The organism is Shimia litoralis (genome assembly GCF_005518135.1).
In the GTDB taxonomy this organism is placed as follows: domain Bacteria; phylum Pseudomonadota; class Alphaproteobacteria; order Rhodobacterales; family Rhodobacteraceae; genus Shimia_E; species Shimia_E litoralis.
This window is the reverse complement of the sequence record NZ_SULI01000007.1, coordinates 59,640-76,002: the sequence shown is the minus strand read 5'-3', so window position 1 is coordinate 76,002 and position 16,363 is coordinate 59,640. Positions and strand designations below refer to the sequence as shown.

The window sequence follows — 16,363 nt, the reverse complement described above, 5'->3', positions numbered from 1 at the left end:
CTATTCATAAAGCGCGAGGATCAAATCTACCAGTGTACCCAGAGCTTCGGCATTTTCCTGCCCATCGTGCTTAGACAGTTCGACCATTCCCAGATTCGCGGCATAAATGATCCGCGACAGCTCTGGGTTGGACAAGCCAATTTCGGCGAGCAACTCATCGAGTGCCGTCAGGCGTGTGCTGTCGACTTGCGAGACAGAGGCCGCAACTTTTTGATTTTCCTGCGCCCATGACCGCATCGCAGGTTCGATTTTTATGGATGTATCGGATGTGCCGTCATTCTCAAGTATCTGCGCAAGCAGTCGCAGGCGCTGCACCGCAGTACCGTCGCTGGATTTGATGGCATTGAAGCGGGCCAGACAGGTTGTCTCCCACGTTTGAAGCAGCGCGTCATGGTAGGCGGGAACGTCTTTGAAATGCCAGTAAAATGATCCCTTGGTCGTCTTAAGCTCTCTTGCCAAAGCTTCGGCCTTGAGCGCAGAAGGCCCTTGCGCAAAAAGCGCATCAAAGCCGGCCTGAATCCAGCTGTCAGGGGAAAGACGGGTCGCAGACATGCCCTATGCCTAGTTCAGTATCAGGGCATTGTGCAAGTGCAGCATTGTCGCGTTGTGCAGATGCAGCAAAAAGGACGCACTTGTCGCGCCAAGGCTCAAATCGGTGGCAGAGCCTTGGCGATGATTATGGTTGTGATGCGTTAGCCCAAAAGGCGGCGCGCAATCACTTGGGCCTGAATTTCAGCGGCACCTTCAAAGATGTTCAAGATACGCGCGTCACAGAGAATACGGCTGATGGTATACTCAAGTGCAAAACCGTTACCGCCATGAATTTGCAGGCCATTATCGGCCGCAGCCCACGCCACACGTGCGCCCAATAGTTTGGCCATACCTGCCTCGAGGTCACAGCGATGGCCGTGATCTTTTTCCCAAGCCGAGAAATAGGTCAACTGGCGGGCAATCATGATTTCCACGGCCATCATGGCCAGCTTGCCGGATACGCGCGGGAAATTGATCAGAGATTTGCCGAACTGCTTGCGATCAATCGCATATTGCATCCCGACATCAAGCGCGGATTGCGCCACACCAATCGCGCGCGCCGCCGTTTGAATGCGCGCTGATTCGAAGGTTTCCATAAGCTGCTTAAAGCCTTTGCCTTCTTCACCACCCAACAGATTGTCGGCGTCGACCTTGAACCCATCAAAGCCAAGCTCGTATTCTTTCATGCCACGATAACCCAGAACTTCGATTTCGCCGCCAGTCATGCCTTCGGTTGGAAACGGGTTTTCGTCGGTTCCGGGTGTCTTTTCTGCCAAGAACATCGACAAGCCACGGTGATCGGATGTGTCAGGTTTTGTGCGTGCCAAGAGTGTCATGACATGTGTACGCGCGGCGTGTGTGATCCAGGTTTTGTTGCCTGTGATCTCCCAGCCATCGTCGGTTTTCACCGCGCGTGTGCGCAGCGAGCCAAGGTCGGAACCCGTGTTCGGCTCGGTAAATACGGCTGTGGGCAGAATTTCCGCAGAGGCAATTTTGGGCAGCCAGTGATTTTTCTGCTCGTCTGTGCCGCCGCACATAATCAATTCGGCCGCGATTTCCGAGCGGGTGCCCAAGGACCCAACGCCAATATACCCCCGAGACAATTCTTCGGACACCACAACCATGGATGCTTTGGACAGGCCAAATCCACCGAACTCTTCGGGGATGGTCAGTCCAAAAACCCCCATCTCGGCCAGCTCTTCAATGATCTCCATCGGGATCAGTTCGTCCTTGAGGTGCCATTCGTGGGCGTGAGGCAGAACCTTGTCGACGGCAAAACGGCGGAACTGCTCGCGGATCATTTCCAGCTCTTCTTCAAGGCCGGATGCACCAAAGGTGATATTCGCCGATTGCTCTTGCATCAACTCAACCAGACGCGTGCGTGCGGCTTGGGTGTTGCCCGATGAGATCAAGGTGTCAATCTGTGGGATAGACATCACGGCAAGGGCGTCTTGCGACAGGCCCATATCGGCCACGCGCAGGATTTCGCCTTGGCTCATGGGGATGCCGCCCTTGATTTGGGCAAGGTATTCGCCAAATGCGATCTGGTGAATAATTTGTTCAATTTCACCAAACTTACCATCAGATTGCAGGCGCTCGGCCCATGCCTGCATTTGCTTGAGCGCCTGACCGTATGTCGCCAGCCATGACAAACCATGTGCAGACCCTTGGTTTTCTTCGATCAGGGCCCCCGACACGCGACCGTCGGCGCTGACTGTTGTGCGCACGGAGTCGGTGGCCGTTGCGACCAGAGCTTCGACCGGAGCGACAGCGGCGCCTGTCAGTGAAAGAAGGTCGGGGAGAATAGCGAATTTTGTCATCGTCAGGTCCTGTCCGTCATAGCCATGAATCATGTCGTATTATGCTGCAGTGTGACATAATCACTTTGCAGGTGCAGCGCAATATTGATGCTTAAAATAACTTGCATGAGTATGTTTGTTGCGCACGGAAGTTTTGCACCTTTTGGCTGCGGGTCGTAAGAACCCTTATGGATACCATTCTCTCTCTGATGTCTCTTGATGCGCTTTTTGCAGCTTTGGCGGTTGCCTTGGTGGCAGGAGTTGTGAAGGGGTTGGTCGGGTTCGGGATGCCCATGATCCTTGTGTCTGGTCTGGGTAACTTTTTGGCGCCCGAGCTTGCATTGGCCGGACTGATAGTACCGACCTTGGTAACAAACGGGATGCAAGCCTTGCGGCAAGGCCCCGCACAGGCGGCCAAGTCGATGCAGAAATTTCGCGTGTTTCTGGGTGCGGGCCTGATCACTCTTTTGATAAGCGCACAGTTCGTGCGGGTGCTGCCGACGGATATCATGTTGCTGATCATCGGTGTTCTGGTGGCTGGGTTTGCCATCATGCAGTTAGTGGGGCTGAGGTTCCACCTTCAGAAACCTTCGAAACGTCTTGAATTTGGAATTGGTGGTTTCGCTGGGTTGATCGGCGGCGTGTCGGGTGTCTGGGGGCCACCGACGGTGGCTTATCTGACCGCGCTGAACACGGAAAAAACCGAGCAAATGCGCGTTCAGGGAGTAATATACGGTCTGGGAGCGGTGGCGTTGGCGGTGGCCCATATTGGGTCTGGCGTGTTGAATGGCGATACTGTGGTGTTTTCCGTTATGTTGGTACCATCTGCCATTCTGGGCATGTGGGTCGGGGGCACAGTGCAGGATCGGATTGATCAGACAGCATTTCGTAAAGCGACGCTTATTGTCTTGGCTCTGGCAGCGGCGAATTTGATTAGAAAAGCACTTTTGACCTAGCTTGGGTTTATTCTCTTCCAGAGACCATGCACTCAGGAGACGGATTTCCTTGGTTACACTTTGCTTGATTACCTTTAACTGTATTTGCAGACTGCACATGAGGAAGCGATGACGTCTAAAGGTTATCAAAAAATGTCGGCTGTGAGCCTCGCGTTGATTGCAATCATAGCGGTTGGCTGGGTTTTGAATGCGGCACAGGCCATTCTATTGCCGATTGTGCTGGGGGGACTGTTGGCATTCCTCATGAACGGGATATCCCGCGAACTTGAACGACTGCCGTTGTATTCAAAAATTGTGCCAGGGCCGCTGCGGTTGTGGGTGACCTCTGTGGTCTTGTTTGTATTGCTGATGGGTGGCGTCGGCTTTTTCGCGCGCAATATGGAACCTGTTGTTCGGGCATTGCCAGAATATGTAGACGGCCTGTCTAGTGTTGTGTCTGATACCGCGAGTCGATTTGATTATGAGATCGAACTGACGTGGCAGTCCATGGACAAGCTGCTGTTTGATACGATCAATCTTCAAGCCATCATCCGATATGTTTTGAACTCACTGTCTTGGTCGGCGGGCTATATGGCGATGGTGTATTTGTATGCCATTCTGTTTTTGATCGAAAAGCAAACCGTGGCTCTAAAAATTCGGGCGCTCTTTCCGACACAAGAGGCGCGCGAAAATGTCTGGGGCATCATTGATGTCATCATCTCGCAAATTGGCACCTATTTTACGACAAAAACGCTGATCAATGTGGTGCTCGGGGTGCTGTGTTGGGGTATTCTGGTGGTGTTCGGGGTCGAGTTTGCGGCCTTTTTCGCAGTGCTCACGGCGATCTTTAACTATATCCCCTATGTGGGGTCTTGGATCGCGATGGCATTGCCCATGCTCTTTGCCTTGGGGCAATTCGGGCTGTCTCTTCCGTTGCTGGGATTGCTGGCGGCCTTGTCGGGGGCGCAGGTGGCCGTCGGGTATTTTTGGGAGCCCCGGTTTATGGGGCGTAGTATGAACATTAGCCCTGTGATCGTGATGATTTCGTTGGCCGCGTGGACCGCGATTTGGGGGCCCGTCGGGGCGATTCTGTCGGTGGTGCTAACGTCGGCAATCATGACCATTCTGGCGTTGTTTGAAACGACGCGCCCACTTGCGATCTTGCTGACAGAAACGGGCGAGGCCCCGGTCACCCGGACGGGCTTGCCCAAATCTGGCGCTGACGGTGCCTAGTCAACCTGCGTGGTGTCAAACCAATTCAGCAGATCCGTGAGCTTTGGTGGAATTTGTTTGGCGATCCCGCCCGAGAAATCTTCGAATTTCTCCGCGTTGAGTGGATTCGTACCAGCGATGACCACAGCATCCCGCGATAGGGCTTCGGCGATCAGGTCGCGAAAGCCCCGGCCGTCCGCCTCTTGTTTGCCGAACTTGTTTAGAATGAAAACATCGAAGTCATCCTGCATCCGGCGTGCGACTTCAAAAACGGCGTTTTCAAGGGCCGCAGGGTCAAGCCGACACCCCTTGGATTGATGGCCCAAAAACTGAGAGATGCGGATGAGGGGGCCATCGGGCAAGACTTGTACATCCATATCACAACGGTGTTCGGGCAGATCGCAATCGGTGTTGATTTGTACGATTCCACATGTCCGCACGCCGCGCGCAGCCAAGGTTGACGCAAAATCGGCAAGCAACTTGTCTAGATCACCTTTGCCTTGGGTCATCGTATACGCAATATTCATATTTTCGACCTGTATGTGGTTGGTGCCAATGTCGGCATGGTTATTTGAGATCACTCAACGGTTTGGGCACAAGTTTTCCCATAAGCGCGACCAGAAACGCGGTGCTAATGCCAATTGTCAGGACGCCCGAAACACCTGCAAAAGTCCCGAATATGCGTGCACCTTCGCCCAATGTGATGTCGCCATAGCCAACCGTTGTAAAGGTGACCAACGAAAAATAGAGCGCCTCGTTCAAATCGGTAAAGACACCGCGCAACATCAGCGCCTTGGCCCAGACCCAGACCTCGGCGGTATGCGAGATGGCGATCAGGATAAAACCGGACCCTGCCATCACAGTAGAGCGGAACCGAGGGGCGTGTTTGAGCAGAAATCCGTCCAGTTTTGTCATGTAAGGCAAAAAGAAGCCGATCATTGCAACGTGGATCGCCGCGCAAATCCCAAGGAATGCTGATCCCCAAAAAAGCTGTTGTAGCAGGGACATAGCTTGCTCCTGTGTCATGAAGGTGTGGACTGATTATCATGCGGTGCTCGCAGTAATTCAATAGCGCGGGAGAGGAATGGCATCTGATGGGATGTAAGGCATGATATACCTAGACAAATTGGATTAAATGCAGCAAAAACAGCGTTTTGAAAATAAACAAATAAATCATATGTCCGGCAGGGAGACTTGTGGACAGCAAGTTTTTGGAGAAGATCGTGAAAAAATCAATTCTGGCAATGGTTGGGGCAGCGTCAATTTGGGCCGGTGCGGCAGGGGCGGAAACGGAGTTGCTGGTGTACTCAGCAATTGAAGCCGAAGACCTATCTCGGTATGCCGAAGCGTTTACGGCGCAACATCCGGATATCAAAATCAACTGGGTTCGGGATTCTACGGGCGTCGTGACAGCCAAGCTGTTGGCTGAAAAAAACAATCCACACGCAGATGTTGTGTGGGGGTTGGCGGCGACATCATTGTTGTTGCTTAAATCCGAAGGCATGCTTGAACCGTACGCGCCCAAAGGCGTTGAGCACCTGAATCAAAAATTTGTCGACGCAGATGATATTCCGAGCTGGGTTGGGATGGATGCTTGGGCGGCCTCGATTTGCTATAATACAGTCGAGGCAGAAAAACTGGGGCTGACTCCGCCAACCTCTTGGGCTGATCTGCTGGCTTCGCAATACAAAGGGCATTTGATTATGCCGAACCCAAACTCTTCTGGAACCGGATTTTTGGATGTCTCGAGCTGGCTCCAGATGTTCGGAGAAGAGGGTGGATGGGCCTATATGGATGGATTGCACAAGAATATTGCGCGGTATACCCATTCAGGTTCCAAGCCTTGCAAACTTGCGGCCGCGGGCGAGATCCCAATCGGCATTTCGTTTGCGTTCCGTGGAGCAAAGTCCAAAGCAGCAGGGGCTCCTCTGGATATTATCGTTCCGTCCGAGGGCATCGGTTGGGATATGGAAGCGGCGGGCATCATCGCCGGAACCGATAAGCAGGACGCGGCGCAGAAGTTGTTGGATTTTGCTGTCAGCAAAGAGGCCAACCAGATGTATAACTCTGGATATGCGGTTGTGGCGTATCCCGGAGTGGCCAAGCCTGTCGAACATTTTCCTGAGGGCTTAGAAGAGGCGATGATCGATAACGACTTTGAATTTGCGGCGAACAATCGGGCGGCAATCCTGCGCGAGTGGCAGTCGCGATATGATGGAAAGTCCGATCCAAAGTAAGCTAATTGGCGGGGTTTTATGCCCCGCCACTTCCCCGACTTGGCGGGATCAAGAGTCTCTGGGCTGTGTGCGTAAGAGCGACGTCATCGCCTCGAACGCGGCCTCTTGATCTTCCGGGTCTTCCGATGGCACGGCATAATCGCCACTAAACCATTTCCCAAGATCAATATCTGCGCACCTCTTTGAGCAAAACGGGCGGTATTGCTGCACGGTGTCCTTTTTACATTGTGGACAGGTCAATCGAGGTACTCTTTTGTGGGCAAGCGCGCGCGTTTTCGCTGCAGCTCGTAGTGGCCCAAGGGGGTCCATCCGACCAGATTGGTGTCAATTGTGTCGGACCGAAATGCCGCGCGCAAAGCGGATTCAAATGGTCTGCGATCCTTTTTGGGCATCGGTGCCAGATCAAGTGTGATTTGACCGCCAAGGCCGCGCATCCGCAGTTGTGCGGGTAAGGCGCGGGCGGTGGCCATATTCGCTTTGGTGCCTGCCGCGGGGGATGTGTCTGGTCCTGTGTTGACGTCGACTGCAATCAGGGCGCGTGTGGGTTCGATGAACAGGAATGCACCGCCTTCCAAAGGAACACGGACGGAATTCAAGTCTTCCAAGGCGTCCAGAACGCCGTGGGTTTCAAAGCTGCCAGCGTCGGATACGACTTCTGCAGGGGCGCTCCATTCACGCCATGCTTCGAGATGTGGGCTGTCCCCATCCATCAGGCGCTCGGTGGGGCCATCAGGCTCGGCCATGATTTGCGCTGCAAGATCCATCATCGTGGCGATGTCTTCAGCAATGTCTTCTGGGTCGGCTTCTGCGCAGCAGGATCGCAAGATCATCCCCATATCCGTGCCATCCATGGCTTCGTGGGCGATCCCCTTGAGTGTGTCACGCACGTCTTCGTCCCGAATGGAGCGGCTGACGTTCAAACCCGGCGCGTCGGGCGTAATGATCACATAGCGAGATTTAAAGATCACCTTATGAGACACAGGGATGGCCTTGCCGTCCTCTGAGTATCCCGTGACTTGGACCACCAGCGGCTGGCCAGGGGCCAGACCTTTGGTTTGCTTTAGAAATGCCGGTCCATCAGGTGTCTTGAGGAACATGCCACCTTGGCCTTTCACGGGCCGATCGGCGATTGCGCGGTAAATCGTTCCCGGACGGGGGGCGTCTGCTTCGATCAGAATATCCGAGAGCTTGCCATCGACCATAAGGGCGGCGGCTTCGCGCGTGCCTAAATGGTCGAGAATGATCTGACTGCCTTTCATGACATATCCTTATATAGTGGATAGCTGGCCGCCTGCAAAAGCGTCGCTGTTTCGGCAAGCGGCAATCCGACAATCGCAGTAAATGATCCGCTGATCCAAGGGATAAAAGCCCCAGCCGGCCCTTGGATGGCATAGCCGCCTGCCTTGCCTTGCCAGTCGTTGCTGGCAAGATATGCGTTTAGTTCTTGATCGGACAGGCGCTTCATCTGGACGGTGCTGACAACATCGCGTTGCCATATCTGGTCACCACGGCGCAGGGCCACAGCTGTGATGACACGGTGGCGGCGGCCTGCCAGTGACACGAGAAATGCCGCGGCTTCTCCGGCATCTTTAGGTTTTCCCATGATCCGACGCCCCAATGCGACGGTTGTATCTGCGCACAGCACCAAATCGTCGTCTGCCGCGTCAACGGCATGTACCTTTTCAAGGGCAATGCGTTTGCAGTACGGACGGGGAAGTTCGTTTTTCAGGGGGTCTTCGTTTATGTCGGGTGGGCGAATATCATCCGCCACAACCCCAATCTGCGCCAGCAATTCTTTGCGGCGCGGGCTTCCTGATCCGAGGATAAGTTTCATTGTACCAATCCAGTCATGAGCCGCACGCCTGCAATTGAGCAGCGCTTACTTAAAGCGGTAGTTGATCCGACCTTTGGTCAAATCATAGGGTGTCATTTCGACTTGCACTTTGTCGCCAGCCAGAACACGGATGCGGTTTTTGCGCATCTTGCCTGCCGTATGTGCGATGATCTCATGGCCGTTTTCCAGCTCGACCCGAAACGTCGCATTTGGCAGGAGTTCCTTCACGACACCGGGAAATTCGAGCGTATCTTCCTTGGCCATGTTGTCTCCATCATTGTTTCTGCCGCGTCTTTGCGGACGCCCTTAAATGAGCGCAAACTCTGTGATTTACAAGGGCGTTTTCCATGTCTTTCGCCGATATGTGGTCTGCTAGACACGTACAGATCGGTGTTGGCAAGACATCCTGCCCCAAAATGGGGAGCGCTGTAGGTCATCAGCATGCCAATGAGATGGCGAGCTGCGAGGTGGTTATGATCGGCAATGAGGTGATTCATGGACCGCATGGCGTGTTCAAAAGGCCCTTCGGGTCGGTGTTCCGTTGCGTCAACACACTGCACGATCGTTGACAGCATACTCGGTAGTATGTTTCCATTTCTGTGAAATATAGCTGGAGTGTTGAACGCGTGTCTTCTTCTGCAAGGGTATCAGTTAAGGCAAATAGACTTGAGGAAATTCTTTTCGCAGCGGCGGAGTGTTTCCAACAGCAAGGATTTGCGGCAACCAGCATTGACACGGTGGCGCGCCATCTGGGTGCGACCAAGGGCCGAATATACCACTATTTTCCATCGAAAATGGACCTGTTCAATGCCGTGCGTGATCGCGCGATGGAGCTTGCGTTTGAGGCAATCAAAGAGGGCTATGAGTCCACACGCCCAACTGAAGTGCGCCTTGGCATGATGGTACGCGGGCAGGCTCTTGGCATGATGCAATATCATTCATTCATGCAAGTGCTCCTTGATGGTCTGCGCATGCGTCGGTACGGGGCGACAACAGAATTCCAACGCCAAGCCATGGCGTTACACTTGGAACAGCGCGATGCCTTTGAGGCGATGTACCGAGAAGTTCTGTCTAAGGGGCATGAAGAAGGTCTGTTCAAAATTGGACGTATGTCCATCACCCTGAGAAGCTTTGTGATTTCGGCGAACAGCCCTGTGTTTTGGTATCAAAAGCGCGACGATGACGATCAAGCCAAACTTGAGGCAATCGCCGACGAAATTGTTGCCTTCGCGATGCGAGGGTTGGGCGTCGACTGGCCTGATGACGAATTTCTCCATTCAAACCAAGTGAGACAAACCACATGAGTGATATACCTTCAACGATGTTCGCTGTTCTGCAGAAAGGCGAAGGCTACTCTGGTCGATCAGAAGGTCCGGCAATTGCGGATGCCGCAGAATATTTGGAGGCAGCAGAAATTGATGTTCCAAATCCGGGCCCCGGACAGGTTCTTATTCGGCTTCGCGTTGCTTCGGTAAATCCGTCTGATTTGCACTTTATCAAAGGTGAGTATGGTCAGCCACGGATCAAAGGAAACCCTGCCGGATTCGAAGGCTGTGGTGATGTCGTGTCCGCAGGTGCGGGTGCAGAGGGCCTGATTGGCAAACGTGTGTCTTTTGCTGTGGCGCTTGGATGCTCCGGGGCGTGGGCCGAATATGCCGTCACAAACGCCATCAATTGTATCCCGCTTCGGCCGGATGTGTCCGACATAGACGGGGCCGCGCAAATTGTGAATCCGCTGACCGCAATGGCTATGGTGGATATCGCGCAACAAGACGGTGAGGCCTTTGTTGTGTCTGCCGCGACCAGCCAACTCGGTAAGTTGATGGTGTCTCTGGGCAAAGATCTCGGGCTCAAGCCAATTGCGATTGTCCGACGCGAGGACGCGGTCGCGCCGCTCAAGGACATGGGAGCCGCCGAGGTGTTGGTCACCTCAGATCCGGATATGTTGGCAAAATTCGCAGATGTGTCCAAAGCGCTTAAGCCGCGCGTCTTTCTCGATGCCGTTTCAGATCAGCTTTCGGAACAAATCTTTGCGGCCATGCCCAACAAGGCGCGCTGGATCAGCTATGGCAAGCTAAACCCCGTACCGCCGAAGCTGACACAGATGGGCCAGTTCATTTTTATGGGCAAGCGTATCGAGGGGTTCTGGCTGACCAGTTGGATGATGAGCACGCCACCGGCCGACCAGATTCGGGTGGTCGGGGAAGTCCAGGCCAGATTTGCGGATGGACGCTGGAAAACGGACGTGTCTGCGCAGTTGCCGCTTCGTGACGTTGTGTCAGGTTTGGCAGACGCCCTGAAAAAGACTGACGGGAAGGTCATGATTACGCCATAGTGAAGTTGCGGGGCCTTGGACGTGAGGAGCTGGGGCCCTGACAATATGCAGCCGGAAAACCGGCGCAGGGAGGAAAATTTTGGATAACTTGCAGCTCTTGATAAGCGGGCTGGCGAATGGCTGTGTTTACGGCCTGATCGCCCTTGGCTTCGTGCTGATTTATAAAGCAACAGAGGCCGTGAATTTCGCGCAAGGCGATTTCATGATGCTTGGCGCATTTGTGACGATCGGCCTGACCAACACTGAATACATGGGCTTGCCGTTCTGGCTGGCTCTGCCAATCTCGCTAGGTATCATGGCCTTGTTGGGCTATCTGCTTGACCGGTTCATTATCCGCAGAATGTTTGGCGAAAGCCAAACGTCCGTTGTCATTTTGACCATCGCTCTTGGCTTTGTGATCCGCTTTGTGGCGGGGCTGATTTGGGGCCATGAACCCCAGTCTCTACAAAATCCACTGGCTGGCAAAGAACTGTCTGTCGGTGGGCTGGTTCTTGGCCTTGAAGATGTCGCCGTGATTGTTGTGACAATCTTGCTCACTTGGGGGCTGTACGAATTTTTCAACCGTACCAAGCTGGGGCTGGCGATGCAGGGCGCATCACAAAATCAGCTGGCGGCATATTACATGGGCGTGCCCGTCAAGCGTGTGCAAGGGTTCATCTGGGCGCTAGCCGGGGCGGTTGCCTGTGTTGCAGGGATATTGTTTGCAGCCAAAGGCGCGGTGGATCCCAACGCAGGACTGATGGGCATCAAAGCGTTCGCGGCGGCCGTGATCGGTGGATTTGGCAGTTTGCCAGGTGCGCTTGCGGGTGGGCTGATCGTGGGGGTGATCGAACCGTTCGCAAGTCGGTATATCGCGGCCGGATACAGCCAGATTGCACCCTATGCACTGTTGCTGATCGTGCTGATTTTCCGACCTCACGGACTGTTCAGCCAAGTCCGTATCAAGAAGGTATAGCGTCATGCGGATTATTTTCAAAACAGACTACATGCAAGATATTCGCCCTTGGAAAGACGGCTATCAACTGTCGCTTTACTTGCTGCTCTTGCTGGTGATGATCGCAGCGCCATTTGTGATTGATGATTTCTACCTCGGAGAGTTGACCAACGTCTTTGTTTGGGCACTCGCAGGGTTGGGGTTGATGGTTCTGACCGGCCATACGGGACAAGCCAGCCTTGGGCACGCAGCGTTTCTGGCGCTGGGGTGCTATATCAATATCATCCTGATCGAACAGGGGTTGCCGTTTATGGTCGCATTCCCAATCGCAGGCGTGCTGACCGGGGTTATTGGGATGGTCGTGGCTGTGCCCGCTTTGCGGTTGCATGGGATTTATCTGGCGATTGCGACGCTGGCGATGTCCATCCTTGTGGATGACATCATCGTCCTGACCGAGCCTTGGACCGGTGGGGTCGGCGGCAAATACGCGCCTTCGGTAAATGTCTTTGGTGTCATGATTGATCGCTGGGGCACACCGCGCGAGTTTTTCTATCTGGTGCTTGGGGTCACGGTGATTGTCACGCTGGGGTATATCAACCTGTTGCGATCTCCCTTGGGGCGCAGCTTCATCGCGGTGCGCGATTCCGAAGTGTCGGCACAAGCCATGGGTATCGATGTGGCACGCACAAAAGCAATTTCGTTTGCGATTTCTTGTGGCATCACCGGATTGGCGGGCGCCTTGATGGGGTTGTTCTCTGGGGCGTTCAACAATGAAACATTTAGCGTCGTGATCTCGATTCAACTGTTGATGATGATTGTGATTGGCGGGCTCGGCTCTATCCACGGGGCATTCTTTGGCGCAATTGTGGTCGGCTTCCTGCCGCAGTTCCTGTCGATTTCCAAAGAATGGGTCGGCGGGGTATTCGGCAGCAACACAGTTGCGATCCCCGGACTGGAGTTCGGGATTTTCGGGATGATCCTGATCATGTTCATCTTGTTTGAACCGATGGGGATTTATGGCCGATGGCTTAAAATACGCACCTTCTTTGAACTGTTCCCGTTCTATCGCAAGGATATGTTCAAGCGTCAGAAATCCTATCTGAAAACGGAGCGTCTGAGATGAGTATTCTTGAACTCGACAATGTCACGCTAAAGTTCGGTGGGCTCACTGCCGTAAACAAGCTTTCGTTTTCGGTGGAACAGGGCGAAGTGTTTGCGATTGTGGGGCCAAATGGGGCCGGTAAATCCACTGTCTTTAACCTGATCTCACGGTTCTATGATCCGTATGAAGGATCTATTCGGTTTGATGGTCACGACCTTCTTAAGCAAAAGGCCAGTGGCGTTGCATCATTTGGCGTGGCGCGCACCTTTCAGAACATCGAATTGTTCGACCATGCGTCGGTTCTGCAAAATCTGCTGGTTGGGCGTCATCGTCACCGCCAAAGCAACTTTTTGTCAGAGCTCTTTTTCACACCATCGGTGAAACGCCAAGAAATGCAAAACCGGCAATTGGTTGAAGAAATAATCGATTTTCTGGACCTCCAAGCCTATCGCGACAAAATGATTGCGGGGCTGCCGTATGGGGTGCGCAAAGTCGTGGAAGTTGGCCGTGCGTTGGCAACCGACCCCAAGCTGTTGTTGCTGGACGAACCCGCATCGGGCCTTTCGGTCGAAGAAACATCCGATATGCGGTGGTGGATTGATGACATTCGCCGCCAGATGGGGATCACTGTGTTGATGGTTGAGCACGACATGGGCCTTGTCTCGGGCGTTTCAGATCGTGTTCTGGCGCTGGCGGATGGTGCCAAACTTGCGCTGGGCACACCGTCCGAGGTGCAATCGCACCCCGCTGTGATCGAGGCCTATTTGGGGAAAGCATCATGAGTGAACCCATTCTGAAAATCCGAAATATTGAGAGCTTCTACGGTCCGATCATGGCTATTCGTGGTGTCTCGCTGGATGTCCACGAGGGGCGGATTGTGTCGATCCTCGGGGCCAATGGCGCAGGCAAGACAACCCTGATGAAAACCATTTCCGGTGTGATGGACCCCGAAAAGGGACAGATCATTTTTGACGGGCGAGAAATCCAGGGGCAGGAACCCCATAGGATCGTGCACAGCGGGATTGTGCATGTGCCAGAGGGACGCGAAGTGTTTCCTCTTTTGACGGTCGACGACAACCTGTCACTGGGGGCGTACACCCGCAATGACACGCAGGGGATCGAGCAGGATCGCGAGTTGGTGTTTAACTATTTTCCGATCCTCAAAGAACGTCGCACACAGGAGGCGGGCACTTTGTCCGGCGGGCAACAGCAGATGTTGGCGATTGGGCGTGGCCTTATGGCGCGACCAAAAATCATGCTGCTCGACGAACCGTCCTTGGGGCTGTCGCCATTGCTGGTTCAGGAAATCTTTGAAATTCTCCGACGTCTGAACAAAGAGCAGGGCATGACCATGATGTTGGTCGAACAAAACGCCGCTGCGGCGCTGAACCTCGCGCATGATGGGTATGTGATGGAGGTCGGTCGCATCGTGATGGACGGCACCGCCGAGGCCCTGATGAAATCCGAAGATATCCAGAACTTCTATCTTGGCGTTCAAGAAGAAGGTGCTCGCGAAGAGCGACGCTGGAAACGCAAGAAAACGTGGAGGTAATCGGGATGAATATGCATACCGTACCGGACCAGACCACCATCAATGGTGTGAGCTATAATACAAAGCCGGGCCAACGCCCTGTGTTGGTGGATAAATGTGCGACCATTCCGGCACTGTTCAAGCAGCGATGCCAGAGCATGGGGGATCGGACCGCGCATCGCGAAAAAGATTTGGGCATTTGGAAAACCTATAGTTGGAAAGACTATTGGAACCACGCCAAATGGATTGGTCTGGCGCTGCGTGAATTGGGTCTTGAACGCGGGGATGTCGTGTCGATTCTGTCAGAGGATCGCAAGGAGTGGGCCTATGCAGATATGGGCATCCAAGCTGTGGGTGGCATTGCTTCGGGGGTATATACAACAGATTCGGCGTCTCAGCTGGCGTATCTGATCAACGACAGTGACAGCCGCTTTCTGATTGTTGAAGACGAAGAGCAACTGGATAAATACCTCCAGATCGAAGATCAGGTGCCCGGCTTGCTCAAGGTCATTATTCTCGAGGACGAGGGGCTTCATGATCTGTCGCACCATCGGTGCATGCTGATCAAAGATTTGTATCAAATCGGATGGGATACCGACATTCAGGAGCCCGAGGCGTTTGAGAACGAGATTGATGAGGCCCAGCCCGAGGACACGGCTCTTTTGATCTATACGTCTGGCACAACAGGCATGCCCAAAGGGGCCATGTTGAGCAATGAAAACATTATGGCCGCGATTGAAGCCGGTGCGCGCCGCCTGTCGGTCTATGAGACAGATGAACAGCTTTGCTTCTTGCCGTTGTGCCATATTCTGGAGCGGGACGTGTCGATCTATTTCCCGCTGGCAGGCAAATGCATCGTCAATTTCGCCGAAAGCCCGGAAACGGTGTTCAATAACCTGCAGGAAGTCTCGCCGCATACGTTTACGGCGGTGCCACGGGTTTGGGAGAAGATTTATTCTCAGGTTTTGATCCTCATGCAAGAGGCGACGCCCATTGGGCGCCTGGCTTATGGGATGGCGCTTAAGGCAGGGGCCAAACGTGGAGATTACAAGATTAAGGCCGACAAGGTGCCAACCGGTGTTGCGATAAACTACTGGATTTGGGACCGCTTGGTGCTGCGGAATTTGCGGCGGATGCTGGGGCTTGATCGTATGCGTCGCGGCGGATCAGGTGCCGCGCCGATTTCGCCGGAACTGTTGAAATGGTATTGGTCCATTGGCGTCCCTCTGGTCGAGGGGTACGGCATGACCGAAACCGCAGGCTTGGCAACGATGAACACACGGTTCGAAAATGTTGTCGGCACCATCGGACAGGCCGTGCCGGGATATGATTTGCGGATTGCAGACGACGGTGAAATCCAGACTAAGGGCCTGAACAACTTTCAGGGCTATTGGCGCAACAACGAAAAAACCGCCGAAACTTTTACCGATGACGGATGGCTGCGAACCGGCGATGTGGGGCGGCTCGACGAAGATGGGTATGTGACCATCACTGGGCGCCTTAAGGACATCATCATCACGGCAGGGGGGAAGAACATTACACCCGCCGAAATCGAAAGCCGCCTCAAGTTTTCGCATTTCATCTCGGATGCTGTGATCATCGGTGATCGCCGCAAATTCCTGACGGCGTTGATCATGATTGATCAGGAGAACGTTGAGAAATACGCTCAGGACCAGAAGGTGCCGTTTTCGAACTTTGCGTCGCTTTGTGCTGCGGAAGAAATCAAAGCGCTGATCCGGACAGAGATTGATGCGGTGAACAAGGAGTTCGCGCGCGTTGAACAGATTAAGGATTTTCGCTTGATCGATGTCTTACTGACGGCAGAAGATGAAGAACTGACCGCGACGATGAAGCTTAAGCGGAGTTATGTGGAAAAGGCGCATGGTCACTTGATTGAGGAGATGTATTGATAG

Annotated in this window: 18 protein-coding genes; 10 read left to right on the top strand and 8 right to left on the bottom strand. The window is 53.8% G+C overall.

The features are described from left to right. Positions 1-552, bottom strand: coding sequence for a TetR/AcrR family transcriptional regulator (locus tag FAP39_RS07995; protein WP_138015877.1), 552 nt, complete (start codon positions 550-552; stop codon positions 1-3). A gap of 140 nt (positions 553-692) precedes the next feature. Next, the gene (locus FAP39_RS07990) at positions 693-2,384 is read right to left on the bottom strand and encodes an acyl-CoA dehydrogenase family protein (protein WP_138015876.1); all 1,692 of its coding nucleotides are present in this window, start codon (positions 2,382-2,384) and stop codon (positions 693-695) included. 134 nt (positions 2,385-2,518) lie between these two features. Here FAP39_RS07990 and FAP39_RS07985 point away from each other — a divergent pair, with 134 nt between their 5' ends. Continuing rightward, entirely contained in the window at positions 2,519-3,286 is a 768-nt protein-coding gene (locus tag FAP39_RS07985) for a sulfite exporter TauE/SafE family protein (RefSeq protein ID WP_138015875.1), read from the top strand. A gap of 108 nt (positions 3,287-3,394) precedes the next feature. Further along, complete coding sequence (locus FAP39_RS07980; RefSeq protein ID WP_138015874.1) at positions 3,395-4,498, top strand: AI-2E family transporter; 1,104 nt, start codon at positions 3,395-3,397, stop codon at positions 4,496-4,498. On the opposite strand, the gene FAP39_RS07975 is transcribed toward FAP39_RS07980, so the two are convergent. After that, positions 4,495-5,004 (bottom strand): DUF2478 domain-containing protein, encoded by a 510-nt coding sequence (locus FAP39_RS07975; protein WP_138015873.1) that lies wholly within the window; start codon positions 5,002-5,004, stop codon positions 4,495-4,497. The genes FAP39_RS07980 and FAP39_RS07975 overlap by 4 nt on opposite strands. 40 nt (positions 5,005-5,044) lie before the next feature. Beyond that, positions 5,045-5,485, bottom strand: coding sequence for an ion channel (locus FAP39_RS07970; RefSeq protein ID WP_246059013.1), 441 nt, complete (start codon positions 5,483-5,485; stop codon positions 5,045-5,047). 215 nt (positions 5,486-5,700) lie between these two features. On the opposite strand from FAP39_RS07970, the gene FAP39_RS07965 reads away from it, so the two are divergent. Beyond that, entirely contained in the window at positions 5,701-6,714 is a 1,014-nt protein-coding gene (locus FAP39_RS07965; protein WP_246059011.1) for a putative 2-aminoethylphosphonate ABC transporter substrate-binding protein, read from the top strand. A 48-nt stretch (positions 6,715-6,762) separates the two neighbouring features. Here FAP39_RS07965 and FAP39_RS07960 read toward each other — a convergent pair whose 3' ends face one another. The 4 genes from FAP39_RS07960 to infA are packed head-to-tail and all read right to left on the bottom strand — an operon-like array spanning position 6,763 to position 8,812. Then, complete coding sequence (locus FAP39_RS07960) at positions 6,763-6,954, bottom strand: DNA gyrase inhibitor YacG (RefSeq protein WP_138015871.1); 192 nt, start codon at positions 6,952-6,954, stop codon at positions 6,763-6,765. Next, positions 6,951-7,973 carry a ribonuclease E/G gene (locus FAP39_RS07955; RefSeq protein ID WP_138015870.1) on the bottom strand — a complete coding sequence of 341 codons (1,023 nt, stop codon included), beginning with the start codon at positions 7,971-7,973 and terminating at the stop codon, positions 6,951-6,953. The genes FAP39_RS07960 and FAP39_RS07955 overlap by 4 nt, the downstream gene beginning before the upstream one ends. After that, a complete protein-coding gene (locus FAP39_RS07950; RefSeq protein ID WP_138015869.1) occupies positions 7,970-8,548 on the bottom strand; it encodes a Maf family protein in 579 nt (192 codons plus the stop codon). The genes FAP39_RS07955 and FAP39_RS07950 overlap by 4 nt, the downstream gene beginning before the upstream one ends. A 45-nt stretch (positions 8,549-8,593) precedes the next feature. After that, complete coding sequence (gene infA, locus FAP39_RS07945; protein ID WP_005978431.1) at positions 8,594-8,812, bottom strand: translation initiation factor IF-1; 219 nt, start codon at positions 8,810-8,812, stop codon at positions 8,594-8,596. A 362-nt stretch (positions 8,813-9,174) separates the two neighbouring features. Between infA and FAP39_RS07940 the strand changes: the two genes are divergently transcribed. From FAP39_RS07940 to FAP39_RS07910, 7 genes are all read left to right on the top strand, one after another. Beyond that, positions 9,175-9,852 (top strand): TetR/AcrR family transcriptional regulator, encoded by a 678-nt coding sequence (locus FAP39_RS07940; RefSeq protein WP_171006806.1) that lies wholly within the window; start codon positions 9,175-9,177, stop codon positions 9,850-9,852. Beyond that, entirely contained in the window at positions 9,849-10,883 is a 1,035-nt protein-coding gene (locus FAP39_RS07935; RefSeq protein WP_138015867.1) for an alcohol dehydrogenase catalytic domain-containing protein, read from the top strand. Before FAP39_RS07940 ends, FAP39_RS07935 begins: the two co-directional genes overlap by 4 nt. A 79-nt stretch (positions 10,884-10,962) precedes the next feature. Next, positions 10,963-11,838, top strand: coding sequence for a branched-chain amino acid ABC transporter permease (locus tag FAP39_RS07930; protein WP_138015866.1), 876 nt, complete (start codon positions 10,963-10,965; stop codon positions 11,836-11,838). A gap of 4 nt (positions 11,839-11,842) precedes the next feature. Beyond that, positions 11,843-12,940 (top strand): branched-chain amino acid ABC transporter permease, encoded by a 1,098-nt coding sequence (locus tag FAP39_RS07925; RefSeq protein WP_138015865.1) that lies wholly within the window; start codon positions 11,843-11,845, stop codon positions 12,938-12,940. Continuing rightward, on the top strand, positions 12,937-13,701 hold the full coding sequence (locus FAP39_RS07920; protein WP_138015864.1) for an ABC transporter ATP-binding protein: 765 nt from the start codon (positions 12,937-12,939) through the stop codon (positions 13,699-13,701). Before FAP39_RS07925 ends, FAP39_RS07920 begins: the two co-directional genes overlap by 4 nt. Further along, positions 13,698-14,471, top strand: coding sequence for an ABC transporter ATP-binding protein (locus FAP39_RS07915; protein ID WP_138015863.1), 774 nt, complete (start codon positions 13,698-13,700; stop codon positions 14,469-14,471). The genes FAP39_RS07920 and FAP39_RS07915 overlap by 4 nt, the downstream gene beginning before the upstream one ends. Positions 14,472-14,476: 5 nt before the next feature. Then, positions 14,477-16,360, top strand: coding sequence for an AMP-dependent synthetase/ligase (locus FAP39_RS07910; protein WP_138015862.1), 1,884 nt, complete (start codon positions 14,477-14,479; stop codon positions 16,358-16,360). The last annotated feature ends 3 nt before the right edge of the window (positions 16,361-16,363 follow it).